Raw genomic sequence first — 23473 nt, 5'->3', positions numbered from 1 at the left:
ACTCCTATTTATAAAATTACGATTTACTGGGTTTAAAAAAGCGCAGGCGATTGGCGTTTGTGACCACAGTCAGTGATGACAACGCCATGGCAGCACCTGCAACAACCGGGTTTAGTAATATGCCAAAAAATGGATATAACAGCCCGGCAGCAATTGGAATACCTGCCACATTGTAAATAAATGCACCAAATAAATTTTGCTTAATATTGACTATAGTGGCGCTACTAACAGCAATGGCATCGCCAAGACTCTGTAATGAACCACGCATTAAGGTGATATCAGCGCTCTCTATCGCCACATCGGTGCCAGTGCCAATAGCAAACCCAACATCGGCTTGTGCCAGTGCCGGCGCATCGTTTATACCATCACCCGTCATACCGACTATTTCACCTTTAGCTTGGCGTTTAGTTACTTCACTGGCTTTGTCATCAGGCATTACTTGGGCAATAAAGTCCTTAATACCGACTTTGTTAGCGACGGCTTTAGCGGTAGCTTGGTTATCGCCGGTCAGCATAACAACATGGATACCTTTATTTTGTAAGCGTTTAATGGCCTCTGCTGAATCGTCTTTTATCGGATCGGCTACCGCTATAATGGCTTGTAGTTGGGTATCAATGGCAAAATACATTGGCGTTTTAGCGGCGCTGGCTAATTGCTCTGCTTGCTCTTTTGCCTCTGCAATACTGATATTGTGTTGGCTCATAAGCGCTTCATTGCCAAACAATAAAGTTTGTCCATCAAATGTGCCTGTCACACCTTGCCCCGTGACAGCGTTAAAATCACTGACTTTTTCAACTGTGATATCTTCATTTTCAGCATAACTTACAATAGCTTGCGCTAAAGGATGCTCAGAGCCGCTTTCAAGACTGGCAGCAAGCTTAAGGACGTGTACTTTATCGCTGTCATTAAAATTAATGATATCGGTAACGGTGGGTTTACCTTCGGTGATCGTGCCGGTCTTATCTAAAATCATGGTGGTTATTTTAGAGGTGGTTTGCAGCGCTTCTCCATTACGGATAAGTATTCCCGATTCAGCGGCTTTACCTATCCCAACCATAATTGACATAGGGGTTGCTAAACCCAGCGCACACGGACAGGCAATGATAAGCACCGTAGTCACAGCCACTACCGCATAAGCAATGCTCGGCTCGGGACCAAAATTAAGCCAAGCAAGGCCCGCGAGCACCGCAATGATCATTACGGTAGGAACAAATACGCCGGATATTACATCGGCTAAACGCCCTATGGAGGGTTTAGAATTTTGTGCACGTTTAACCATATTAATAATATTGGCAAGTGTGGTTTCACTACCAATATGGGTGGCTTTAAATAGCAACGTGCCACTTTTATTAATGCTGCCTGCAACAATGGTATCGCCCTCACTTTTGTTGACTGGCATTGGCTCACCCGTGAGCATTGACTCATCCACTGAGCTGCTACCTTCAATGACTTCACCATCCACGGGGATTTTTTCACCGGGGCGTACACGCACAGTCTCGTTTTTTAGTACCTCACTAATAGCTATGTCTTGCTCTTTGTTATCACGCACTACCCGAGCTGTTTTTGGTTGTAAACCAATTAAGCGTTTTATCGCTTCAGATGTACGGCCACGGGCTTTTACTTCAAAGGCAAGGCCTAGGCTAATTAAACCGATGATCATCGCCGAGGCTTCAAAATAAACATGTCTGGCCACCTCGGGTAATACGCTTGGCGCAATTACTACCACCATAGAATACAACCACGCGGTACCTGTGCCCAACGCAATCAGTGTATCCATATTGGCGGTGTGGTTTTTAAATGACTGCCATGCGCCGTTGTAAAATTGTTTACCCGCAATAGCCATAACCACCAAAGTGACTATACCAACAATAAACCAGCCAATGCGCTGTGTATTGGTGGTGACACTCATATCAAAAATAAGCCCATACAGCATAAGCGGAGCGCCAACGCCTAGTGCCAATACCATATTACGCATTAGCTTTTTATAGTGCGCGTTATCGGCTTTGGCTTTTTCATCTAGCGCGTCTTGCTCCGACTCGCTATTCATTGGCTTAGCCTTGTAGCCAATATTTTCGACTGCTTCAATCAGCTCTGCTGATGGTGCATTGCCTTCAACCTGCACACTGCGATCAGCAAAGTTCATTTCAACACGCTGCGCACCAGATACACTTTTTAGCGCTTTTTCTATTTTTGCAACGCAGCTCCCACAGCTAGCGCCTTCAATCATAAAATTTTGCACTGTGCCTTTGCTATTACTCATTGTGCTTCCTCAGAATTAACTTGCTCGTTAAGGGGATCTACAAAGGTTTCAATTAAACTACATATATCGGCACTTACAGCACCATCGTTTGAGTTTTGCCACTGTCTTACCGCTGCTTGCATACGCGTTCTTAGTTTGAGAGTTTCTTGAAAATGTTGCTCTGTTTCTGCGAGCCGTTTAGTTATTAATTTTCGTGTCAGTGGGCAAGGGCAATTGCCTTGCTCCGACTGAGCAACTATTTGCTGAATATCTTTAATAGAAAAACCAAGTTGTCGCGCACTGATAATAAATTTTAAGCGTTGTTGATCGTCAGCGGTATACACCTGATAGCCATTGCTTTCGCTGCGAATGGGGTTAAGTAACTTTATACGAGTGTAATGGCGCACTGTATCTTGGGTCACCCCCATAGTTTTAGCTAACTGTTTAACATACATAACTTAACTCCATCGTTATTCAATAATGGCATGATAAACGTATGTGCAACACACAGGTCAACCGCTATTTTAAACTAGGCTGTTTGTTGTTTTGATTTACATATAAAAGTTTTAACGCTTATCAATAGAAGTACTTGAAGGATGCAACAGTAACTATATGGTTAATGTTGATATATGCATGAGCCAGATATTTCGTAGCTGCTTAAGTTCACTATAGTTTAGTTTGCCTCACTACGCGACTTTTAAGTGCGACACTGTATTACGCTGCGCGTTGTACTGATGGCTGTTAAAGCACTTTCTAGGGTTGCTGTAATGGCGACGCGCAAGCGCTAATAAGGTGGCTAAACTTTGTGTAGGAGCTGGCTTTAGCCACGAAGGGTTTAACACCAGTGATAGAGTTAACTATCGTAGCAGCTAAGCTTGCTGGCGCGCGTGGTTTGGTTGGCTAAAGTGCAACGATAAAACCAATGGGGGCGTTTAAATTTTAGGTCGTCCTTTAGGGCGAAAAAGTGAATATCACCACCGAGAGCACAGAGGCGCTTCGCTACACAGAGGTTAAATATTGGAAGTAGGAGCTGGCTTTAGCCACGAAGGGTTTAACACCAGTGATAAGTTCACCACCGTAGGCGCTGAGCTTGCTTGCGCGTGTGGTTTGGTTGGCTAAAGTGCAACGATAAAACCAATGGGGACGTTTAAATTGTAGGTCGTCCTTTAGGGCGAAAAAGTGAATATCACCACCGAGAGCACAGAGGCGCTTCGCTACACAGAGGTTAAATATTGGAAGTAGGAGCTGGCTTTAGCCACCAAGGGTTTAACACCAGTGATAAGTTCATCACCGTAGGCGCTAAGCTTGCTGGCGCGCGTGGTTTGGTTGGCTAAAGTGCAACGATAAAATCAATGGGGCGTTTAAATTGTAGGTCGTCCTTTAGGGCGAAAAAGTGAATATCACCACCGAGAGCACAGAGGGGCTTCGCTACACAGAGGTTAAATATTGGAAGTAGGAGCTGGCTTTAGCCACGAAGGGTTTAATACCAGTGATAAGTTCACCACCGTAGGCGCTAAGCTTGCTGGCGCGCGAGGTTTGGTTGGCTAAAGTGCAACGATAAAATCAATGGGGCGTTTAAATTGTAGGTCGTCCTTTAGGGCGAAAAAGTGAATATCACCACCGAGAGCACAGAGGCGCTTCGCTGCACAGAGGTTAAATATTGGAAGTAGGAGCTGGCTTTAGCCACGAAGGGTTTAACACCAGTGATAGAGTTAACTATCGTAGCAGCTAAGCTTGCTGGCGCGCGTGGTTTGGTTGGCTAAAGTGCAGCGATAAAACCAATGGGGACGTTTAAATTGTAGGTCGCCCTTTAGGGCGAAAAAGTGAATATCACCACCGAGAGCACAGAGGCGCTTTGCTACACAGAGGTTAAATATTGGAAGTAGGAGCGGGCTTTAGCCACGAAGGGTTTAACACCAGTGATAAGTTCATCACCGTAGGCGCTAAGCTTGCTGGCGCGCGTGGTTTGGTTGGCTAAAGTGCGGCGATAAAACCAATGGGGGCGTTCAAATTGTAGGTCGCCCTTTAGGGCGAAAAAGTGAATATCACCACCGAGAGCACAGAGGCGCTTCGCTACACAGAGGTTAAATATTGGAAGTAGGAGATGGCTTTAGCCACGAAGGGTTTAACACCAATGTAAGGGCTAACCAGCGTAGGCGCTGAGCTTGCTGGCGCGTGTAACTTTTAGTCATTGCTTGCTAACTTGTCGTTTTCAAACTCGTTAACTGTTTAAAGAAACCTTATTAAAGGTTCTTTGCCAGATTGCTGGCAGCAACCAAGGGGCGGCTGCCGCCGGTCGCCCCTTGGAACCCCACGGCGCCCCGAGCATCACGCTTAATCCTTCAACGCATAATTGATGTGAACGTAAACGGCGAAGATAGGCCAACTTTCACATCCATGTACGCTCCCCAGTTCGGCCATTCATGGCCTCTCGTTCAAAGCTACGCTTTTCACCCATGGCCTAGTTTCGCGTTATCGCGCATTGCCTACATGGATGTAGGTACTTAGGATTTGTCGGGAACAAAATCCTGCCATGCGCGATATTACTCATCAATTACTTCTTTTCAGGGCGTGATGACGGGGGGAGGGTGTTAAACGTAAGGTTGGTATTTTTCTTGGCATTATCCAGTGCATTAATCAGTGCGTTTCTATGAGATCTATTTAAGAATTATATTTACTTAACTTTGTATGGCACTATATGAAAAAATGATATTTAAGAGGGAATTTGATGGCCGATATAAATGACTTTGATTGGAGTACACCATCAAATCGTAAAATAGATGAGTACGTTCCAGCTGATAAGTTAGATAGAGCTCGATACGCAACATTTCTCACAAGATTATTAATTCAAGAAGGTTTTGACGAGAATAGACCGCAAGAAGAGCAAAAGAGAAACTACGTATTAAACTTAAATGCCGAGTGGGGCGCAGGTAAAACATACTTTCTCAAGCGTTGGTCGCAGGAACTCAAAAACTTTCCAGTTGTTTATATCGATGCTTGGCAGCAAGATTACTCAGACGATCCTTTTCTAACAGTTATTGCTGGCATTATTAAGCAGCTTAGTGCGCAGGCAAATTTCGCTATTACTATTCCAAACAGAGCAGCGTCAATATTTAAAGCTGTTGCACCCGCTATTGCGCAAGGTTTAACGAAAAAGATAACTGGTATCAATTTAGATGAGTTAAATACATTATTATTTTCAGATGATGAAGGTGGAGAAACTGAGAATGTAGAATCTAGCAAACAAAATAGCTCAGCTTTTTCACCCGCAGTTAAAGCTCTTGCGCAGAACCTTATTAAAGAGCATGAAGCGAAAAGTAAAAGCATCGAGGTCATAAAGTCTAAATTAGCATACTGGGTCAGTAAATTTGAGCAGCAGGAAGGTAAAAAGTTACCTATTTTTGTTTTTATCGATGAGTTAGATCGTTGTCGCCCAAGTTATGCTGTTGAAATGCTCGAAACTATAAAGCATATATTTGATGTTAAAGGCATCGTATTTGTTGTGGCAACAGATACTGAGCAACTCCAACATACAATCAAATCAATTTATGGTGAAGGCTTTGATGCTAAAGTCTATTTAGGCCGATTTTTTAATAGTCGCTATAGCTTAAAACGACCTGTTTTAAAGGATTTTTTATCAGTACATAGCGATACAACTAAATTTGAATCTGCGTATCTAGAAAGTAAAAATATTGAGCTACTCCCCTGTACAGAGACACCTGAAATCGCTTTAGCTAATATTTCTATTGTATTAGATGCCTTTCAAGTATCAGCAAGGACTGCAATTCAAATTACTGAGCGAATTACAGCCATTATTGCTAATTTACCGAGTGGTAAAAAAGTTGATGTACTCGTGCTAGCGGTTTTGTTTTGTATCTATGAAAAAGATCTTCCGCTTTATGAAGAGATCATAAGTGGGCGATTTAAAAGAACAGAGCAAAATAATAAAGGCGAAATTAGAGATATAAGTTTGCCTGACTTTCTGCAAAGAAATATCTTGAAAGAGCACTTATCAACTGAGCTTGCATACTTAATTGATCCACAAATATATCAGTCTGATTATCGGATAAACAGGTTTAGTAAAAAGGTGTATTTCATTTCTTTTTCCAACTTCATCAAAAATGTATTTTCTGGAGTTTTTCTAAGTGAAGTATCAAGCCTATATAACTTTATGGGAAGAAGTGAAAAGAGGCCTCCGACAAAGCTTCAACAAGCAGAGGAAGCTTTAGGAGGGCTTAATCGTAATAATTCTAAGCCTGATGAAGTTACAATTCTTTGGGTTAAGTATATTTACATTCATGATGGATATACTAAAATAGAAAAAGAGCATTATCGTGATTTTGTAGAACTATCTTTGCCATTAGACTATATGGGGGATAGCTAAGTTTGATAAGTTATCTTGCTAAAATCTAGTTTAGTGTATTAAGTTCACAAGCTAAGATTTCATCTTTCAGGCTCTTCTCTGTGAAGCGCGCAGCGCCTCTGTGCCCTCGGTGGTAAAAATTATCCCCTGCACATCTTTACCCCATCCCCTGCATGTTTAAGCGCTATGATCTGGCCTTGGCTGTTGTGGGCCATGGCGAGCATGTCGCCTTTCATGATATTGCCCTCTACGGCGTGTTTGGTTTTTAAGTTATTCAATAGCGAGTCTTTTATTTGAATGAGCACTTCGCTGTGACAGCTGGCGATGTACCAGTCGTTATCTACTTTTACTAATTGCCCGTATTCAATATAGCGCTGTTGGTGTAGGCGCAGGTCGGCGGCGAGTTTATCGTCGAGTTGTTGTTTTTGGCTGGTGATCTCACTTGAATAACTGCCCGCATTATCTACTTGGTGTACTTCTATAAAGTGGTAACTGCTTTGCTCTACGGCAAAGGTGTTGTTAAGTGTGTGTTGTTGTTCTGTGTTGTTATCTGTGGTGTTAAAAATGGTAAAGCCCAACACCACTAAAGCGCAGGCGAGGCCAGTCATTTGCAGGGGTAATAAAAATCGAGTCGGCTTTTTATTAGCTTTTTGATTCGGCATTTGCGTAAACAATGCCTGTTGTTCTGGCGTCAGTGTGTGGCGTTTTTTACGCTCACTAAAATGCTGGTTAAGTTGCTGCTCAAACTGTTCGTTATGCTTGTTCATGGTAGCCTCCTAATAATGTTTTTAAGTTTTGTTTTGCATAACGTAGCCGCGTTTTTACGGTTTCATGATTGCTTTGGGTGATCTGTTGTATGTCTTCAAGCGAAAAGCCTTCTTGCTGTAAGCTGAGCGCTTCGCGTTGTACAAAGCTTAGTTGCATTAAAGCGTGGTTAAAGGCTTCGTAATCAAAGCTTTGCTGAGTATTAGGTGCTGCAATTGCAGTATCGTCTTCTAATTCTACAAAACGCTGTTGTTTGCGAAACTCATCGATTAACGCATTACGGGCAAGGCGGAACAACCAGGCTTTCGGGTTGTCTTGCGGTTGATAATAATGGCGTTTTTCCATCACTTTTAACCATGTTTGTTGGCTTATATCAAAGGCGAGTTGCTCATTACTTTGCGTGACTAAGTAATGATACAAATCGTTGCCAAACAAGGTAACGAGTTTAGTTAAGTGGCGATTGTCGCCACTTTTTGCGTAGTCAGCCAAGTAGTCGTTACTGGGCTGACTGATAAACCATGACTTTAAGCTTGTAAGCATAGGCAACCTTATCCATTAATGAGCTTTTATTGCGTTTGGTCTAACTTAAAATCAAGTTGTACGCTTTGCCCCGTTTGCATTTGTGCTACGCCATCAATCACTTTTGGGCGGTATTTCCAGCGTTTTATTGCCCGTAGTGCTTCACGGTCGAAAATGCGTTTTGGTTCTGCGTTTGTTACTTGTGCATCTATTACTTCACCGGTTTGAGATACATTAAAGCTTAATTGTACCCAGCCTTCAATGCCTTCTCGTGCGGCAATGGGCGGGTATTTAGGATTTATACGTACTATGGGGGTCGCATCACCGGTTGGTCGCTGTAAGTTAGCTTTTATATCGCCACCTATTTTATCAATACTTATATCTGGCGTTATTGCGGTTGTTACTATATTAGTATCAGTACTTGGCGGTGTACGCGGCGGCACTTTAGGCGGCGTTTGCATTTTAGGTGGCGGCGGCAAGGTTTGCTTGTGCTGCACTTTAGAATCTTCTGGTGCTTGGAATATTTCTACAATGATGCTGTCATCAATAAAGCTTGGCGCGCGTTGCTCGCCACTAATTAAGTACTGCATAAATGCAAATGCCGCAAAGGTCATGGCTGCACCACCAACAATGGCCGTTGATGTTTTTAAAGCATGATTAGTGTGTGGTAAAGCTACTGTTTGCATAAGCAAATCCTCGATAAGTTAAGTGGTATTCATCACTAAAACGTGCGCTAGATTAAAAAGGGGTGAAATATTTTTAAAAAGTTTCGTGTTTGCTTATGGGCATTGGTTACAATGGCGGCTGTGAATTTTGGTTTTTATTTTATTAGGCAGTTATGCAACTTATTCAAATTGATAAAGCTCGTTATCGTAAGCATTTAAACCGCGTTATTATCGGCTGCGGCTTGGCGTTGGCTATTGGCAGTTTAGCAATCTCACAACTACTAATCGCGTTATTCCCTGATGAAAGTGGCAGTCATTTTCATTGGAATTTAATTGGTGTAGTTATTACTAGCCTAACAATTGGCTGGGCGCTGAATAAATACCGCACGCATGATTATATGACCGAAGTGGTGTATGTGTGGGATCTCAAACAAGCATTGAATAAAATCACCCGTAAAATGGCAAAATTAAAAGCGGCGGGGCGAGAGGGGAATCCTCAAGCATTGTTAGCAATTCATTATAGTTATGCGGGCTCGCGGTTATTATGGCAACTAGACGATAACACTATCACCATGGATGAATTAGCTATTAAGCAAGCTGAGCTTGATAATGTGGCGGCTAAGTTTAATGTGACGTTAAACGTTGATGATTATGATGATGTTATTTTAAAGCAATTTTAGTTGCTTTTTTGTTTCTAGAATGTGTAAAGTAGCATTCGCTTTATAATAAAAAACTTAAAAGGAACTTCAATGACATTAAACAAGCTTTGCCTAGGTGCTTTGCTAACGATTTGTACTTTTTCATCTAATGCAAACGATGTTAATTTTTCAATCGGTGGCGGCTACCCTTACTTTGTTATACCAGAGGTATCATTATCAGCAGCACAAGGTACACAGCGCTGGTATGCTAACTATAAAATAGGCTTAGATGATGGTTTTTCTGTCGGGTTTGAACATGCGCTAACGAGCGATAAAAAGCATGCTTTAGGCTTAGTTGTTGGCGCCATTGGTGCACAAGATGATGGTCGTGAGTGTCCGGATGCTGATGATAAAGACATTGGTGAGACATTTGGTAATATTTTTGGCTGTGCGCTATCAGGTATGTTTGATACAGAAACGACCAACGGTGTAGGCGTGAGTTATAGTTACCTTTTTAGTGGTTTAAATGAAGGCGGTTGGCGCGTTCGTTTTGAATTAGGCTACGGTGAAGGCAGCAACAGTAATGAAAAACGCGCTGATGGTGGCGTGAGTATTAGTTACGAATTTTAATAATTGCATTAGCTTATATAGGCTTTAGTGATAAATTAAAGCCTACCTCTACCTTGTAATACATATTGAGTCATCTGATGTAACTGGTTATTTAATTCCTCTTACTAGCACCGCAAATTCCAACCCTACTTGGTAAATACTACCTGAAAATAGACAACCCACTTGATGGTCGAGCCAGACTTATACCTCTATGCAGCTGTGATTAGTTAGCTGTAAAATCACATTTCATTCAGTTAAATGTAAACGCAGTGGGTGGTGTTTACGTATCACGATGATTAATACGTAATGATGTTAGATAGGAATCATATGAATAAAATTAACCACAGAAAACTATTAAACAGTAAATGGACGGCAGTTTCCCCCGTCAATAAAGAAAAGCATTTTATGATTACGGAAATGGAGTTTGACGAAGAGGGCGTTGTTATCAGCTGTGTTATTGAAGCGGTGATGTCAAAGCGTTCGATGGAAATAAATTGGCATGATTTAAAAGATCAACAGCGCTGGTTACAAGGTTGGAAGTAACCTAGGTATGCAGGTTTTAATTTTATTGGTATCTTATGAATGCATGTTGATGCTAGTGGATGAAATTTAATCATGAAAAAAATACTGATCGTTTGTTTAGGTAATATTTGCCGCTCACCGACTGCGGAGGCGGTGTTAAAGGCTAAAGCATTACAACGTGGATCACAGTTTGAAATTGACTCAGCGGGTACCGCAGGCTACCACATTGGTAATCCTCCCGATAAACGCTCGCAAGCGGCGGCACTTAAACGTGGCTATAGCTTTGAGGGGATACGTTCACGACAAGTCAACGCTCATGACTTTGAGTACTTTGATTTGATCCTCGCTGCAGATAAAGCCAATTTAGCTGATCTAACTGCACTTTGTCCGGCGCATTTGCAGTATAAGCTGTCGTTATTTTTAGCTTATGGAACCTGTGTTGATGAGATCCCCGACCCTTATTATGGTGGCGAAAATGGTTTTGAACAGGTACTTGATTTAATCGAGGATGCCAGTGACAAAATACTCGATACCTTACAAAAATAGCCCAGTCATGCTGGGCTTAAAACGTGTTTATAAACAGTATTACAAACACTGATGTTATTAGTAATTACGTGTATTTACCTGCCAATTTTAAAGTCTAGCTGCACTTGAGCTTTTGCAACCACTGCTTTTCCATCTTCAAACTTAGGGGCATAACGCCACTTTTCCATTGCTTTAATGGCTTCTTGTTCAAATGCTTCACCACCTTCAGATTTAATGATGGTGATATTTTTTACAAAGCCAGCGGTGTTAACGTCAAATTCCATTTGCACTGAACCATCTTGCCTAAACCTTGCTTTACTATCTGGGTAGTTAGGTTCTTGACGATAGAGTGGGGTTTGTTGCTGGTTTTCTTGCCACGGCACCATTTTAGCTATAGCTAAACAATGTTTGGTCGCTTCGTCACTTTTACCTGTTTTTTCATAAAGGTGAACTAATTTAGAGTGAGCACTAAGCTCTGTTTCATGATCGAAGCTAAGCGCATTATCAAATACACTTACAACTCGATTTAAACGCTCAATCGCTTTAGAATATTGTCTTTTACCTTCTGCAAAAGCGGCAACTAAAAAGTCAGCTTTGATCCGCTCTACTGAGTTCTCAGGTAAGTTTTGGCTGTAAAACTCGTCTGCCTCAAGTAGGTAACGTTTGGCTTGGTTGTATTTCTTCCCTTGAAAGCCATACGCTAATCCTTGTGCAGCAGCCAGTTTCATATCTGCTACTAATTTTGGGACTTTTTGGACTGCAGCGATTTCAATAACTTGTTTGTATAGGGCGTCGGCTCTATTTACCGAATCAGTATTGGTTGCCATACCAAGCAATGCATCGATGAGTTCAATGCTACTTGCTGGATGATTAGCCGCTAAAATAGTGTAAGCCTGCTCAAACAAGGTAAAACGTTTTTGTTTGTTTTCTGCAGGGTATTGATGAAGCTCATTAGCATAGTTTATGGCTAAATTTGCAGTGTTATCTGATTTATCTCCATAGATTTGCTTACCTAGCAAATAGGCTTGTTCAGCTTTATCTTCTGCGCCTTTGCCTTGTTGCTGTGCATTAAGGTATTGCTGGTAAACTATTTTAAATTGACTATGTATAGATTCATCGGCGTGGCTATAACCAGAATAGGCGATGGTAAGACAAAGTAGTAGAGAGGAGGCTTTCATAATGTTCCTTATTATTATGTTTAATTAAATTATACCAAATAGGTACAACCATGTCATTGATTTAGAGTATCGGGTAAGAATTTTGTTTTTGGTGGGGTGGAATTGTCGATTTAGCGCAGGGCAATGCTTGAATTGCGAGTAACTGCCTCAATATAGTTATTACTCATTGCGGTGTTGTATTATTTTCAATGCAGTTTGTTTTTGTGATATTATCACGTTTGCATTATCGCATTACTTTTTAATTTTGGATTTGTCGTGGCGCAAGTAAGAGCTAGAGTCCAGCTAAATGTTGGCAAAAACAGTGATATACCCGCAGAAATCGTGTCATTTAGCGATTTAAAAGATGGCCAAGAGCATGTTGCTTTGGTGTTTAATCGTGCTGATAGCGAGCAGTCTGTGCCGCTTATTCGTATGCATTCTGAATGTTTAACCGGTGATGTATTTCATTCATCACGGTGTGATTGTGGTGAACAACTCAACGAATGTATTGAAATGATGCATCAACAAGGTGGTATTTTACTTTATTTACGCCAAGAAGGGCGTGGTATTGGTTTATACAATAAAATTGACGCCTATGTATTGCAATCACAAGGTATGAATACCTATGAAGCAAATAATCATTTGGGCTTTGCTGATGACTTACGTGACTTTTCTGACGCGGTATTAATGCTAGAAGCGATGGGGTTGGCTCATGTAAAGCTGATGACCAATAATCCTAAAAAGCTTAATGCCTTGAAAGATGCAGGTATTGAAGTTGAATCAGTGGTTGGCACGCATGCACACATTAAAGCTGGTTTAGCGGGCAATAAAGCATACCTAGAGACGAAAATTAAGCATGGTGCGCATATGTTAGATATAAAGAAGATTAAAAAACCGTAATTTTAAGCTGTCGTCTATGTAATCCCATCCAACGCCGAGTTATACTCGGCGTGTTTTGTTGTTAATTTAAGAGCAAGTATGTCAATTGAATTACGAGTATTTAAGGCCGATGCAGGGCTGAAATGGTTTAAAGCAGGCTGGCTTATTTTTAAAACTCAGCCTTTTACCTTTATTTTTATGCACTTATTTATAGGTATTATTGGTTTACTATCGCTATTTTTACCTTTCTTACAAATTATAGCAGCCATCGCCACACCGTTTTTAACTGCGGGGTTTTATCAAGCGGTGATCACCAAACAGCAAGGCGGCAAAATTATGTTGGCCGATATCCTAAAACCGTTTACCGCCAAGGGTAATCGCATGGGGCTGCTACGTTTAGCGCTCTATCAAATGGCGGCCGGTGTATTGATGGCTTTGCTAGCTGGGGGTTTATTTTCCGAAGCGATTGCGATTATGAGTAATCCGAATGTCGATCCTAACATTGCCTTGCAGCAAGTAATTGATAGCATCTCGATGGCAAATGTTGCGCTGTTTTTAATTGCGTTATCGGTGTATTTAACGGCTTTTTCTTATGCGGTGCCGTTGGTTTATTTTAATCAACAAAAACGTATTTTTGAGGTGCTAAAAAGTTCATTTATGGTGTTTTACCACAACATGGCACCATTGAGTGTATATGGGGCAATTATTGCAGGCTTGATGATGCTTTCAATGTTTTTATCATTCTTGCCGCTGTTGGTTTTAATGCCAATTTGCTACATTAGCTTTTTTGTTTCTTATCAAGCTATTTTTATGCCGATCGTACCGCCTGCAGAGGCAGAGCCTGTTGCGCCGCAGCATAATGATCAAAGCGGTCGTTTTGACGCATAATGGCTGAAGAAATGGATGAAGCATTACAAAAGAAGTTAAAAAATTATGTACTTTGGTTACTCGGGCGCCAAGAATATTCGCGTCGAGAGTTAACCCAAAAATTACAGCAAAAAGAGGCGACGCCTGAATTTATCGAAGCTTTATTAGATTGGTGTGAAGAGCACAATTTTATAAATGAGCAGCGTTATGTTGAAGGTTTTGTACGTCGCCACATTGCTAAAAAACATGGCTTAAAACGTATTCAAAGCGAAGCCATGGGCAAAAGGATTGACCGAGCACTGTTAGAAAGTGTGATTGAATCATTCGAAATTGATTGGTTTGGGTTAGCGCAGGATGCGTATTTAAAGAAGTATTCAAATTCACAGGACGACTTCGATCACAAAGAAAAAGCTAAGCGCGTGCGCTACTTAATGTATCGAGGGTTCAGTTACGAACAAATAGATTTTGCAATGCAAGCACAGTAAAAATGGGTGAGACGTTCACATGCAGCACATGACTACCGCACAGATCAGGCAACAGTTTTTAGATTTTTTTGCCTCTAAACAACACCAAATTGTTCCATCAAGCTCGCTTATTCCGGGTAACGATGCGACGTTATTATTTAATAACGCCGGCATGGTGCAATTTAAAGATGTATTTTTAGGCGCCGAAAGCCGCCCTTATAACCGCGCAACTAGCTCACAACGTTGTGTGCGTGCCGGTGGTAAGCATAACGATTTAGAAAATGTAGGCTACACAGCACGCCACCATACATTTTTCGAAATGTTAGGTAACTTCAGCTTTGGTGATTACTTTAAGCAAGACGCGATTAAGTTTGCGTGGGAGTTTTTGACTGACATTGTAAAACTGCCGAAAGAAAAACTGCTCGTTACTATCTACCATGATGATGAAGAAGCATTTGGTTATTGGGCTAACGAAATTGGTTTGCCTGAAGATCGCATTATTCGTATTGCTACTTCAGATAATTTCTGGTCAATGGGTGATACTGGCCCGTGTGGTCCATGTTCTGAAATCTTTTATGATCATGGCGAAGAAATTTGGGGCGGACCTCCTGGCTCACCTGAAGAAGATGGCGACCGTTTCATTGAAATTTGGAATCTGGTATTTATGCAGTATAACCGTCAAAGTGACGGTACGATGGAGCCGCTTCCTAAGCAGTCTGTTGATACAGGTATGGGTCTTGAGCGCATTGCTGCAATTTTACAAGGCGTGCATTCAAACTACGAAATCGATTTATTCCAAGGCTTAATTAAAGCTGCTGCAGAAGTTACCAATGCACAAGATATGGATGATAAATCACTGCGCGTAGTGGCGGATCATATTCGTTCATGTGCGTTTTTAATTTCTGATGGGGTTATGCCATCAAACGAAGGCCGTGGTTATGTACTGCGTCGTATCATTCGTCGTGCAGTTCGCCATGGTAACAAGCTTGGCGCACAAGGTTCGTTCTTCTATAAGTTAGTTGCTGCGCTAATCGAACAAATGGGTCAAGCGTATCCAGAGCTTGCAAAACAGCAAGAAATCATCGAAAAAGTACTGCGCATTGAAGAAGAGCAGTTTGGCAAAACTCTTGAGCGTGGTTTAGCTATTTTAGAAGAAAGCCTGACTGATTTAACTGGCGATGTGATCCCAGGTGAATTAGTATTCAAATTATATGACACCTATGGTTTCCCTGCCGATTTAACCGCAGATGTAGCGCGTGAGCGCTTTATGACGATTGATGAGCAAGGCTTCCAAGAGTGCATGGCTGTACAGCGTAAAACTGCACAACAAGCTGGTAAATTTGGTGCTGACTATAACCAGCAATTAAAGTCTGACAAACACACTGACTTTAAAGGCTATGATGCAACGCACTATAGTGGCACTGTGATTGAAATGTTCGCGCAAGGTGAAGCTGTATCAGTACTTGAAGATGGCCAACAAGGCATTGTGGTACTAGATCGCACACCGTTTTACGCTGAATCTGGTGGCCAAGTTGGCGACACCGGCACATTAACGGTAGCTGGCGGTGAGTTTACAGTAACTAATACTACTAAACTTGGTAATGCATTCGCGCATCACGGAACAGTGATGGGCCGTATTGGTGTGAATGATAAAGTTGACGCTAACATTGATGATAAGCGCCGTGATCGTGTTAAAAAGAATCATACAGCGACGCATATTTTACACGAAGCACTACGTCAGTTATTGGGCGATCATGTGTCGCAAAAAGGTTCACTCGTAGACCCTGAACGTTTACGTTTTGACTTCTCGCATTTTGAAGCAGTCACGAAAGCTGAACTACGTGAAATTGAGCGAGTTGTGAATGACGAGATCCGTCGTAACTTTGCACTAAATACTGAGCTGATGGCAATCGATGCCGCCAAAGAAAAAGGCGCAATGGCGTTATTTGGTGAGAAGTACGATGATGAAGTTCGCGTAGTGACTATTGGTGATTACTCTATAGAACTGTGTGGCGGTACTCACGTAAATCGTGCTGGTGATATCGGTTTATTCAAAATAGTTTCTGAGAGCGGTATTGCTGCCGGTGTGCGTCGTATTGAAGCGGTAACGGGTGCTGATGCAATTGCTTATGTAAGTGAGCAAGAGCAACACCTAAACGACGTAGCGGCTCTTGTTAAAGGCGACAGCGCATCAGTACTTGAAAAAGTAACAGCCTTGCTTGAAAAGTCAAAAGGGCTTGAAAAACAAATAGCACAGCTAAGCGACAAGCTAGCCAGTGCTGCGGGTGCATCATTAATTGATTCAATTGTTGAAATTAACGGTGTTAAATTACTTGTGGCAAACGTTGAAGGCACTGAATCAAAAGCCTTACGCGGCATGGTTGATGACCTTAAAAACAAGATTGGCTCAGGTGTTATTGCACTTGGTGTTGCTGATGGCGACAAAGTAAGCTTAATTGCTGGTGTGACTAAAGACTTAACTGGCAAAGTGAAAGCCGGTGAGCTGGTAAATCACATGGCATCACAAGTTGGTGGTAAAGGCGGCGGTCGTCCTGATATGGCGCAAGCTGGTGGCTCTGAGCCGCAAAACTTAACTGCAGCACTTGATAGCGTAACCGCTTGGTTAACTGAGCGTACTTAATAGCTCAGTACGTAAAGTTGATTTAACACTTTAGGAGGCTCAATTGAGTCTCCTAAAGTGTTTATTCTAAATCTGCTTTAACAACTAAGTCACGTCCTAAATTTATGGCTAAAACGGCATACCCTACTAAATACACACTACCGCATTTTTTATTGCCACTGGATTTACCTTAATTACGAAAAAACTCTGAACCATCTCCATAAATTCTTTACAGCGATGATAAAACTAATTTTTATTGAAACTTTTTCTCGATAACTGCATCCAAATAGTTAAGATTAATCATAACTTTGAAAAAATAGGCTATGCTTATATCGACTACCGTTATAGTGCACAGAAAAGATTTTAGTAACTACTTGAAGTATTAGATGACAGCCACCATTATATTAACAGTAAAGAGATTTCTGTTGGTTGCTCAGTTGCTAAAGTCGCCATTGAGGCAGTGAGTATGAAATCATATCCTAGTGTAGTAAGTTTGTTTTTATACATTAACGTAAACACGTATCAAGATCTGATATTAAAATATTAGTTTGAATAGATGAAACATACTTAGAATTGGCAATAGGCGCATTATAAAGAGTTTTTTTAACAGAAAATGAATCGATTTAGAGTTTTTACTTACTATTAAGGCTTATTTTCTTTAATATACAGACGCGGAATCTTTTAATTTATTGGAATACGGGAGCAAGAGAATGCTAATACTAACTCGTCGAGTAGGTGAAACCCTAATGATTGGTGACGAAGTAACTGTCACTGTACTAGGTGTTAAAGGAAATCAAGTACGTATTGGTGTTAATGCACCTAAAGACGTTTCGGTACACCGTGAAGAAATTTACATGCGTATTCAAGCTGAAAAGTCTAACCCGAATCCGGGCAATGCTTAATCAATTTAATTGATATGAAAGAGCCACTATTTAGTGGCTCTTTTTTTTATGTATTCAATAATCTCATCACTCAGTACGCTGTTTGAAACGTACTGCATGCCGCGACGACTTTTTAAAATAATACCGCGAACAGTAAAAATTACTTCATCGATATCTTGCCATGCTAGCTGATAGCTTTTATGTGGGTTTTCGCTTTTAAAACCGCTTTCATCAATAGTTAACGTTGCCTCAGAGCCTGATGCTCGACTAAGCATTTGCCGCGTTACCCACCAAGGCCTGCGATAATAAAAAGCAACACATTCAAGTACTGCGGCCATGATCAAGAAATTTCCTAAATAGTGTTTTTCTAACCAATAAATAGCTGTAAGTCCTAAACTAACCAATAAGACTAAAAAAACATATTTCGGCTTTGCTTGTGCGCTGTAAGGCAGAGACTCATCAAAACATTCGTAAAAGTAGGGTTTATCTAATGTATAAGTGGTACTAAATGACATGATTTACAAATTCAGAATTACTGTGCGGTTATTTTAGCAAGCTTAGTCGAAAAAAGCCGTTCTTTTAAATGTTCATTTGTTTGTTACTATGAGAGCTTAAGATCTATTTGCGTGACAGGGGATGGTGATGTTTAGTTTAATTGGTTTGACTTGGGCGCTGTCCAGTAATGCGTTTTTGGTGATGGGGGATATGCCATATACTCCAATTGATGAAATGAATTTAGCGCCAACAGGGGCTTTGGGTAAAAAAATAAAAACGACTGAGCATGCTTTTTTGATCCATGTTGGCGATATGAAATCAGGTTCTGAGCCTTGTAAAAATGAGTTGCTTGAGAAGAATAAACAGTTACTTACTTCTTTAACTACGCAGCCATTTATTTACACCCCCGGTGACAATGAATGGGCTGATTGCGACCGAAAAAATCTAATTCCTCGTTATGATGAATTAGAGCGCCTGGTATATTTAAAAACCTTGATGTTTGATGATAAATATCTTGAAAAAGCCAATACCTTAGTTGATTTTCAGCAACAGCCTAGCATGCACGAAAATGCGCGTTGGCGCCTTGCTGATGTAGAGTTTATCACGCTGCATATTGCAGGCACCCACAATGGCCGTCGAGAGGTGTTAAAAAGTGATAAACAACTTGCTTATCAACAAGCTGACACAAGAGACGCCAACAACCTTAATTGGTTAGCGCAAGCAAATCCAACAGCCAAAGGTTATGTGATTGCTTTTCAGGCAGATATTTACACCCATCAAACAGTACAACCGGCATGCAGTAAAACTCAGCCAGAACAGTGTGATGGTTTTAAAGTGTATCGCGATGCTTTGGCGGAATTTGCAAACACAGTAAAAAAGCCGGTATTAGTGATCCACGGTGATACAGGCCCTTATTGTCAGCAACCATTATCCGAAAATTTAACGCGGCTCAATGTACCCGGTGATTTTATGTTTAGTGACATTGCCAAAGTGAGTTTGGTGCAACAAGATACAGATGTAACTTGGCAGATCAACAGTTTAAAAAGTGGTAAACCACTCAAGCGGATCTGCCGTTAATTTTCGGCTAAGCCGGCATCTGTCATCAAGTTTTCAAGTTCGTCTTGCAGCTCAAAAAGCTCTGGCTCAATATAACTTAAATCACAATCGCCTTTTAACGCGGTTTCCAGTGCTTCAGCAAGTGTTTTTAGCTTGGGTACGCCAGTGTAGCAGCAAGCACCGTGAAATTTATGAATAATACTTAGCACATGTTCGCAATCTTGGCTGGCGGTCGCTTCTTCAAGTAATCGCAGAGTTTCTGGCACACTGAGTAACAACATATTAAGCATTTCAAGCGCCAGTTCGTTTTTACCGCCGGCACGTTGCAGTGCTAATGGCCAATCTAGTGATGAGCTAACAAAAGGAGGCTCACTAGCAATCAGGTCATTACGGCTTTTGTCACGTCGCAGCGGTGATTGCGGGCTATGATCACTAATAATCTGTTTCAACATATCTTCATCAATAGGTTTAGTTAAATAGCCTTTAAAACCATCGGTAATAAGTTGCTCTTTTTCGCCCGCTAAGGCATGCGCTGTGACAGCAATAATAGGAGTATCTTCGTTTAAGGATGATTCTAGGATCAGTTTACAGGCGGTAATACCGTCCATAATTGGCATTTGAATATCCATAAAAATAATGTCGTATTTATGGCTTTTGCTCAAACTATAGGCTTGTGAGCCATTATGAGCGGTATCAATAGTTTCAATTTGCTCTTCTAGTAAAGTACAAATTAACTTTAAATTGGCATCATTATCATCAACGACTAATACTTTTAGTGGTAATAATTTCTCGTCATTTTCTTCAATATTATGCACGGGATGATCGAGTCGATAAGGTGCTGCAAGCACTTCACAGAGCTTGCGATGGTTGAGCGGTTTACTTAAACACGCATCTGCACCACAGCCAATATAAGCTTCGCGCATATTGTGCGATACCGAATTAAGCATTAAATACAGATAGTCAGTCGATTCACGGACTGCTTTGATATAGCTTTTTAAGCGTTGCATTTCGTCAACTGCGGCAACATGGCCGATAATACAAATATCGTAATTAAACTCTTTATTTAACTCTTGTAAAAAAGTTTCTTGATCAAAGCACGCTGTGACCTTTGTTTGCCACTCGGTGAGTAAAGAGAGCACTGCATGATGGGTATGTTCATGGGGTTCTAGGTATAAAATACGTTTATTTGCGAGAGATTTACTTGGCAAGTCGCTGTTATAAATATGGCTTGGTAGTCTAAATACGCCATTAAAAGTAAAGCAGGTACCATTACCCGGCGCTGAGTTTAAAGTAATACGGCCACCCATGGTTTCAACTATGTGCTTGGTAATAATTAAGCCAAGGCCTGTGCCACCAAATTTACGGGTAATGCTTGAATCAGCTTGGCCAAAAGGAGTGAACAAAGCATCTTGTTTATCCATTGGAATGCCAACGCCAGTATCGGTTACTGACACTAACACTGAGGTACGTTCTTCATCAAGTAAACGATGGCCAACATCAATTTTAATTGAGCCTTTTTCAGTAAACTTAATTGCATTACTAATCAAGTTGATCAGGACTTGCTTAAACCTGGTTGGATCACCTGTTATGTTGTCAGGCACTAGTGAGTTGATATAAATCGATAGCTCTAATTGTTTTTCATGCGCACTAGGTGCCAGTAGTGTAAGTACTTCGTTTATTGTGTCTCGTAGTTGAAATTGAATGGACTCAAGTTCCATAGCGCCTGCTTCAAGCTTTGAAAAATCTAAAATATCGCTGATGATAGTCATTAAACTATTGGCTGATAGTTCGATGGTATCGAGGTAATCTTTTTGGTGTTTATTAAGCGGTGTTTTATGTAATTGACGAGTAAAGCCAATGACACCATTGAGTGGTGTGCGTAATTCGTGACTCATTTTCGCTAAAAAGTCCGATTTTACGCGGTTGGCGTCTTGGGCATCGGTTTTAGCAATACTGAGCTGAATATTCTGTGTTTCGTATAATTCTAACGACTCGCGCAAGTCACTGGTTGCCTGATCGATGTGCTTCTGCATTTCATCTTTTTGCATCACCATAGTATCAGAAATGGTGTTTAGCCCTTGGCGTAATAACTCAAACTCGCCCATCATCGGAGCGGTTAGGCCGGTTTCTCTTTTCCCTTCGATTAATTTGTCAGTAGCCAGTACTAACTTATTTAATGGGGTCATAAACATATGGCTAAGCCTGATGGCTAAAATAGCCGCTAACACTAAGGCTAAAATAATCACGATACCGCTGACTAATAATGCTTGTTGCTGACCAATAATCGCTTGGTCTTTGTTGAGCTGAATCACCACAGTGCCAAGAGATGTTTGAAACGCTGCATTATTCCATTGAGCGTCTGGCGTTGAGTGATTGATGATCGGCGTAAAAAATGTAATTAGGTGATCGCTGGGCAGTACCTTGGTGTTTTTTCCTGCTTGCAAGTATTCATTGTGCAGTAGATCATCAAAGTCACGGTGATAGTTACTGGTTAATACCAGTTCATTATGCTCGTCAAAAATTGCGATGGTTTTAATTGCTGGAGAGTGTTTATTATGCGCATGGCTGATCAAACGGTTTAGTAGCTGTTTATTTTTTGCTAATAATGGCTGCTCAATGGCAATCGACAGTGGCTCTGAGATAGTCGCACCTTGCTGATATAAAATTTCATCAAGCTCAATGTAACGATTTATTGTAAAATAGCCGCCAAGTAGTAATCCGATAATCACTGTGGGAATAAGTGTTAGCGTTAAAACTGAGTCGCGCAAACCAAGTTTAGTCATAAGTGAACGTTGTTATCATTATTAGTTAGTTAAAGAGTATATACTTATAAGCTAGTAATCAATCACCCTCGTAGAATCAATATTTAAGGTGTTGCCCGATGGCGCAGTTTTTCCAAGCAAAAAAGAAAACCCTTTCTGGGCAGTCGTTAACTTTAGCCATTTCAGGAATGGATCATCAAGGTCGGGGGATTGCCAAGCATAATAATAAAGTGTGCTTTGTTAGCGGTGCACTGACAGGTGAAACGGTTAAGGCCAAACTAACCGAAGATAAAGCTCGTTATAGCGCGGCTAAAACGATAAAAGTTGAGCAGGCCAGTGAAGCACGGGTTAAACCGTTTTGCGAACATTATCAACAATGTGGTGGTTGCCAATTACAGCATTTGCGACTTGATCAACAATTAGTTGAAAAGCAAGTGGCGGTGAGCCAGCTGTTTTCAAAGTTTGCCAAGCTTGATGCAATGAACTGGCAAGCCCCGTTATTGAGCGAGCCGACGCACTACCGTCGCAGTGCGCGGTTAGCGGTGATGTTTGATAAAACCGCAAAAAAAATGCGGGTTGGTTATCGCGCGCAAGGTTCTAAACAAATTGTCAGTGTGCAGCAGTGTGCAGTACTGAGTGACGATTTTGCCGCAATTTTTACTGTTTTTGATCAGTTATTAAACCAATATGGCGAACTTCGCAGTGTTAGCCATATACAATTATGCCAAGCAGATGAGCAAAATTTTGTGGTGATCCGCCACACTAAAAGCATCAGTGATAAGCTAAAAGCAACTGTTGAGCAGCAGGGGCTTGACCATCAGTGGCAAATAATATGGCAAGGAGATACTCAGCAAATTAATCACAGCCATTTACCTATGCCGTTTTATAGCTTACCTGAACTTGGACTAAAATTTACGTTTGGGCTGGAAAACTTTATTCAAGTCAATGCGCAGGTAAATCAAGCTATGCTTTCTCAAGCGGTTGACTGGCTGAATTTAAAAGGGGACGAACAGGTACTAGACCTATTTTGTGGGATTGGTAACTTCGCTTTAGCGCTGGCAAACAACGCAAAAAGTGTAATTGGTGTTGAAGGAGTGGCTTCTGCGGTTGCAATGGCGGCGCAAAATGCGCAAACTAACCATATAGCCAATGCTCATTTTCATTGTTTTGATTTAACACAAACAATGCAGCAAGCTCCGTGGTTTAGTAAAGAGTTGAATGTATTAGTACTGGACCCTTCACGTACCGGTGCCTTAGCTATTTTAGAGCAACTGCCTCTGAAGCAATTTAAAACGATTTTATATGTATCTTGCGACCCTGTTACTTTAGCCCGTGACAGCGCAATTATTACGCAAGCTGCATTTTCACTTGAAAAAATAGGGCTAATGAATATGTTTCCACACACGGGGCATATCGAAACGATGGCGTTATTTCAACGGAGGTAGAG

20 protein-coding genes are annotated in these 23473 nt (G+C 41.2%); 12 read left to right on the top strand and 8 right to left on the bottom strand.

The window, feature by feature from the left end:
- Nucleotides 1-16: 16 nt before the first annotated feature.
- Both H5163_RS12460 and H5163_RS12455 read right to left on the bottom strand, forming a co-directional pair.
- Nucleotides 17-2260 (bottom strand): heavy metal translocating P-type ATPase, encoded by a 2244-nt coding sequence (locus tag H5163_RS12460; protein WP_182735252.1) that lies wholly within the window; start codon nt 2258-2260, stop codon nt 17-19.
- Nucleotides 2257-2694, bottom strand: coding sequence for a MerR family transcriptional regulator (locus tag H5163_RS12455; protein ID WP_182735251.1), 438 nt, complete (start codon nt 2692-2694; stop codon nt 2257-2259). The genes H5163_RS12460 and H5163_RS12455 overlap by 4 nt, the downstream gene beginning before the upstream one ends.
- A 2273-nt stretch (nt 2695-4967) precedes the next feature.
- Here H5163_RS12455 and H5163_RS12450 point away from each other — a divergent pair.
- Nucleotides 4968-6623: a P-loop NTPase fold protein gene (locus tag H5163_RS12450; protein ID WP_182735250.1), complete on the top strand. Its 1656-nt coding sequence runs from the start codon at nt 4968-4970 to the stop codon at nt 6621-6623.
- A 119-nt stretch (nt 6624-6742) separates the two neighbouring features.
- On the opposite strand, the gene H5163_RS12445 is transcribed toward H5163_RS12450, so the two are convergent.
- From H5163_RS12445 to H5163_RS12435, 3 genes are read right to left on the bottom strand one after another with little or no spacing between them, the layout of a single operon-like run.
- Entirely contained in the window at nt 6743-7369 is a 627-nt protein-coding gene (locus H5163_RS12445; protein ID WP_182735249.1) for a hypothetical protein, read from the bottom strand.
- Nucleotides 7356-7907 carry an RNA polymerase sigma factor gene (locus H5163_RS12440; protein ID WP_149981704.1) on the bottom strand — a complete coding sequence of 184 codons (552 nt, stop codon included), beginning with the start codon at nt 7905-7907 and terminating at the stop codon, nt 7356-7358. The genes H5163_RS12445 and H5163_RS12440 overlap by 14 nt, the downstream gene beginning before the upstream one ends.
- A 26-nt stretch (nt 7908-7933) precedes the next feature.
- Nucleotides 7934-8572, bottom strand: coding sequence for an energy transducer TonB (locus H5163_RS12435; RefSeq protein ID WP_182731172.1), 639 nt, complete (start codon nt 8570-8572; stop codon nt 7934-7936).
- A gap of 152 nt (nt 8573-8724) precedes the next feature.
- On the opposite strand from H5163_RS12435, the gene H5163_RS12430 reads away from it, so the two are divergent.
- The 4 genes from H5163_RS12430 to H5163_RS12415 all read left to right on the top strand — a co-directional run bounded on the left by H5163_RS12430 (nt 8725) and on the right by H5163_RS12415 (nt 10866).
- Nucleotides 8725-9231, top strand: a complete 507-nt coding sequence (locus H5163_RS12430) for a DUF3087 domain-containing protein (protein ID WP_182718023.1) — start codon at nt 8725-8727, stop codon at nt 9229-9231.
- A gap of 69 nt (nt 9232-9300) precedes the next feature.
- Nucleotides 9301-9819 (top strand): hypothetical protein, encoded by a 519-nt coding sequence (locus H5163_RS12425; protein WP_182731174.1) that lies wholly within the window; start codon nt 9301-9303, stop codon nt 9817-9819.
- Nucleotides 9820-10125: 306 nt separating this feature from the next.
- A complete protein-coding gene (locus H5163_RS12420) occupies nt 10126-10341 on the top strand; it encodes a TIGR02450 family Trp-rich protein (RefSeq protein WP_145240894.1) in 216 nt (71 codons plus the stop codon).
- Nucleotides 10342-10413: 72 nt separating this feature from the next.
- Nucleotides 10414-10866, top strand: coding sequence for a low molecular weight protein-tyrosine-phosphatase (locus H5163_RS12415; RefSeq protein WP_145240896.1), 453 nt, complete (start codon nt 10414-10416; stop codon nt 10864-10866).
- Nucleotides 10867-10940: 74 nt separating this feature from the next.
- Here the strand turns inward: H5163_RS12415 and H5163_RS12410 are convergent, their stop codons facing one another.
- The gene (locus H5163_RS12410; RefSeq protein ID WP_182735248.1) at nt 10941-12023 is read right to left on the bottom strand and encodes an energy transducer TonB; all 1083 of its coding nucleotides are present in this window, start codon (nt 12021-12023) and stop codon (nt 10941-10943) included.
- 255 nt (nt 12024-12278) lie between these two features.
- Between H5163_RS12410 and ribA the strand changes: the two genes are divergently transcribed.
- The 5 genes from ribA to csrA all read left to right on the top strand — a co-directional run bounded on the left by ribA (nt 12279) and on the right by csrA (nt 17734).
- Complete coding sequence (ribA, locus tag H5163_RS12405; RefSeq protein WP_145240900.1) at nt 12279-12902, top strand: GTP cyclohydrolase II; 624 nt, start codon at nt 12279-12281, stop codon at nt 12900-12902.
- Nucleotides 12903-12980: 78 nt separating this feature from the next.
- Nucleotides 12981-13769 carry a BPSS1780 family membrane protein gene (locus H5163_RS12400; RefSeq protein WP_145240902.1) on the top strand — a complete coding sequence of 263 codons (789 nt, stop codon included), beginning with the start codon at nt 12981-12983 and terminating at the stop codon, nt 13767-13769.
- Between the two features lie 11 nt (nt 13770-13780).
- Entirely contained in the window at nt 13781-14233 is a 453-nt protein-coding gene (locus tag H5163_RS12395) for a regulatory protein RecX (protein WP_182718042.1), read from the top strand.
- Between the two features lie 19 nt (nt 14234-14252).
- Entirely contained in the window at nt 14253-16853 is a 2601-nt protein-coding gene (alaS, locus tag H5163_RS12390; RefSeq protein WP_182735247.1) for an alanine--tRNA ligase, read from the top strand.
- Between the two features lie 689 nt (nt 16854-17542).
- Nucleotides 17543-17734 (top strand): carbon storage regulator CsrA, encoded by a 192-nt coding sequence (gene csrA, locus H5163_RS12385; protein ID WP_004587515.1) that lies wholly within the window; start codon nt 17543-17545, stop codon nt 17732-17734.
- Nucleotides 17735-17760: 26 nt separating this feature from the next.
- Here the strand turns inward: csrA and H5163_RS12380 are convergent, their stop codons facing one another.
- Nucleotides 17761-18228, bottom strand: a complete 468-nt coding sequence (locus tag H5163_RS12380) for a YcxB family protein (RefSeq protein ID WP_145240906.1) — start codon at nt 18226-18228, stop codon at nt 17761-17763.
- A 127-nt stretch (nt 18229-18355) separates the two neighbouring features.
- Here H5163_RS12380 and H5163_RS12375 point away from each other — a divergent pair, with 127 nt between their 5' ends.
- Nucleotides 18356-19285: a hypothetical protein gene (locus H5163_RS12375; protein ID WP_182731177.1), complete on the top strand. Its 930-nt coding sequence runs from the start codon at nt 18356-18358 to the stop codon at nt 19283-19285.
- Here the strand turns inward: H5163_RS12375 and barA are convergent.
- Nucleotides 19282-22047, bottom strand: a complete 2766-nt coding sequence (barA, locus tag H5163_RS12370; RefSeq protein WP_145240910.1) for a two-component sensor histidine kinase BarA — start codon at nt 22045-22047, stop codon at nt 19282-19284. The two genes, H5163_RS12375 and barA, sit on opposite strands and share 4 nt — an antisense overlap.
- A 98-nt stretch (nt 22048-22145) precedes the next feature.
- Between barA and rlmD the strand changes: the two genes are divergently transcribed.
- Nucleotides 22146-23471, top strand: coding sequence for a 23S rRNA (uracil(1939)-C(5))-methyltransferase RlmD (gene rlmD, locus H5163_RS12365; RefSeq protein WP_145240912.1), 1326 nt, complete (start codon nt 22146-22148; stop codon nt 23469-23471).
- Nucleotides 23472-23473 lie beyond the last annotated feature (2 nt).

This window comes from Pseudoalteromonas sp. SG44-8, from assembly GCF_014164125.1.
Taxonomy (GTDB): Bacteria; Pseudomonadota; Gammaproteobacteria; order Enterobacterales; family Alteromonadaceae; genus Pseudoalteromonas; species Pseudoalteromonas rhizosphaerae.
The sequence above is the reverse complement of the archived record's forward strand: the minus strand, read 5'-3'. Positions and strand labels throughout refer to the sequence as shown.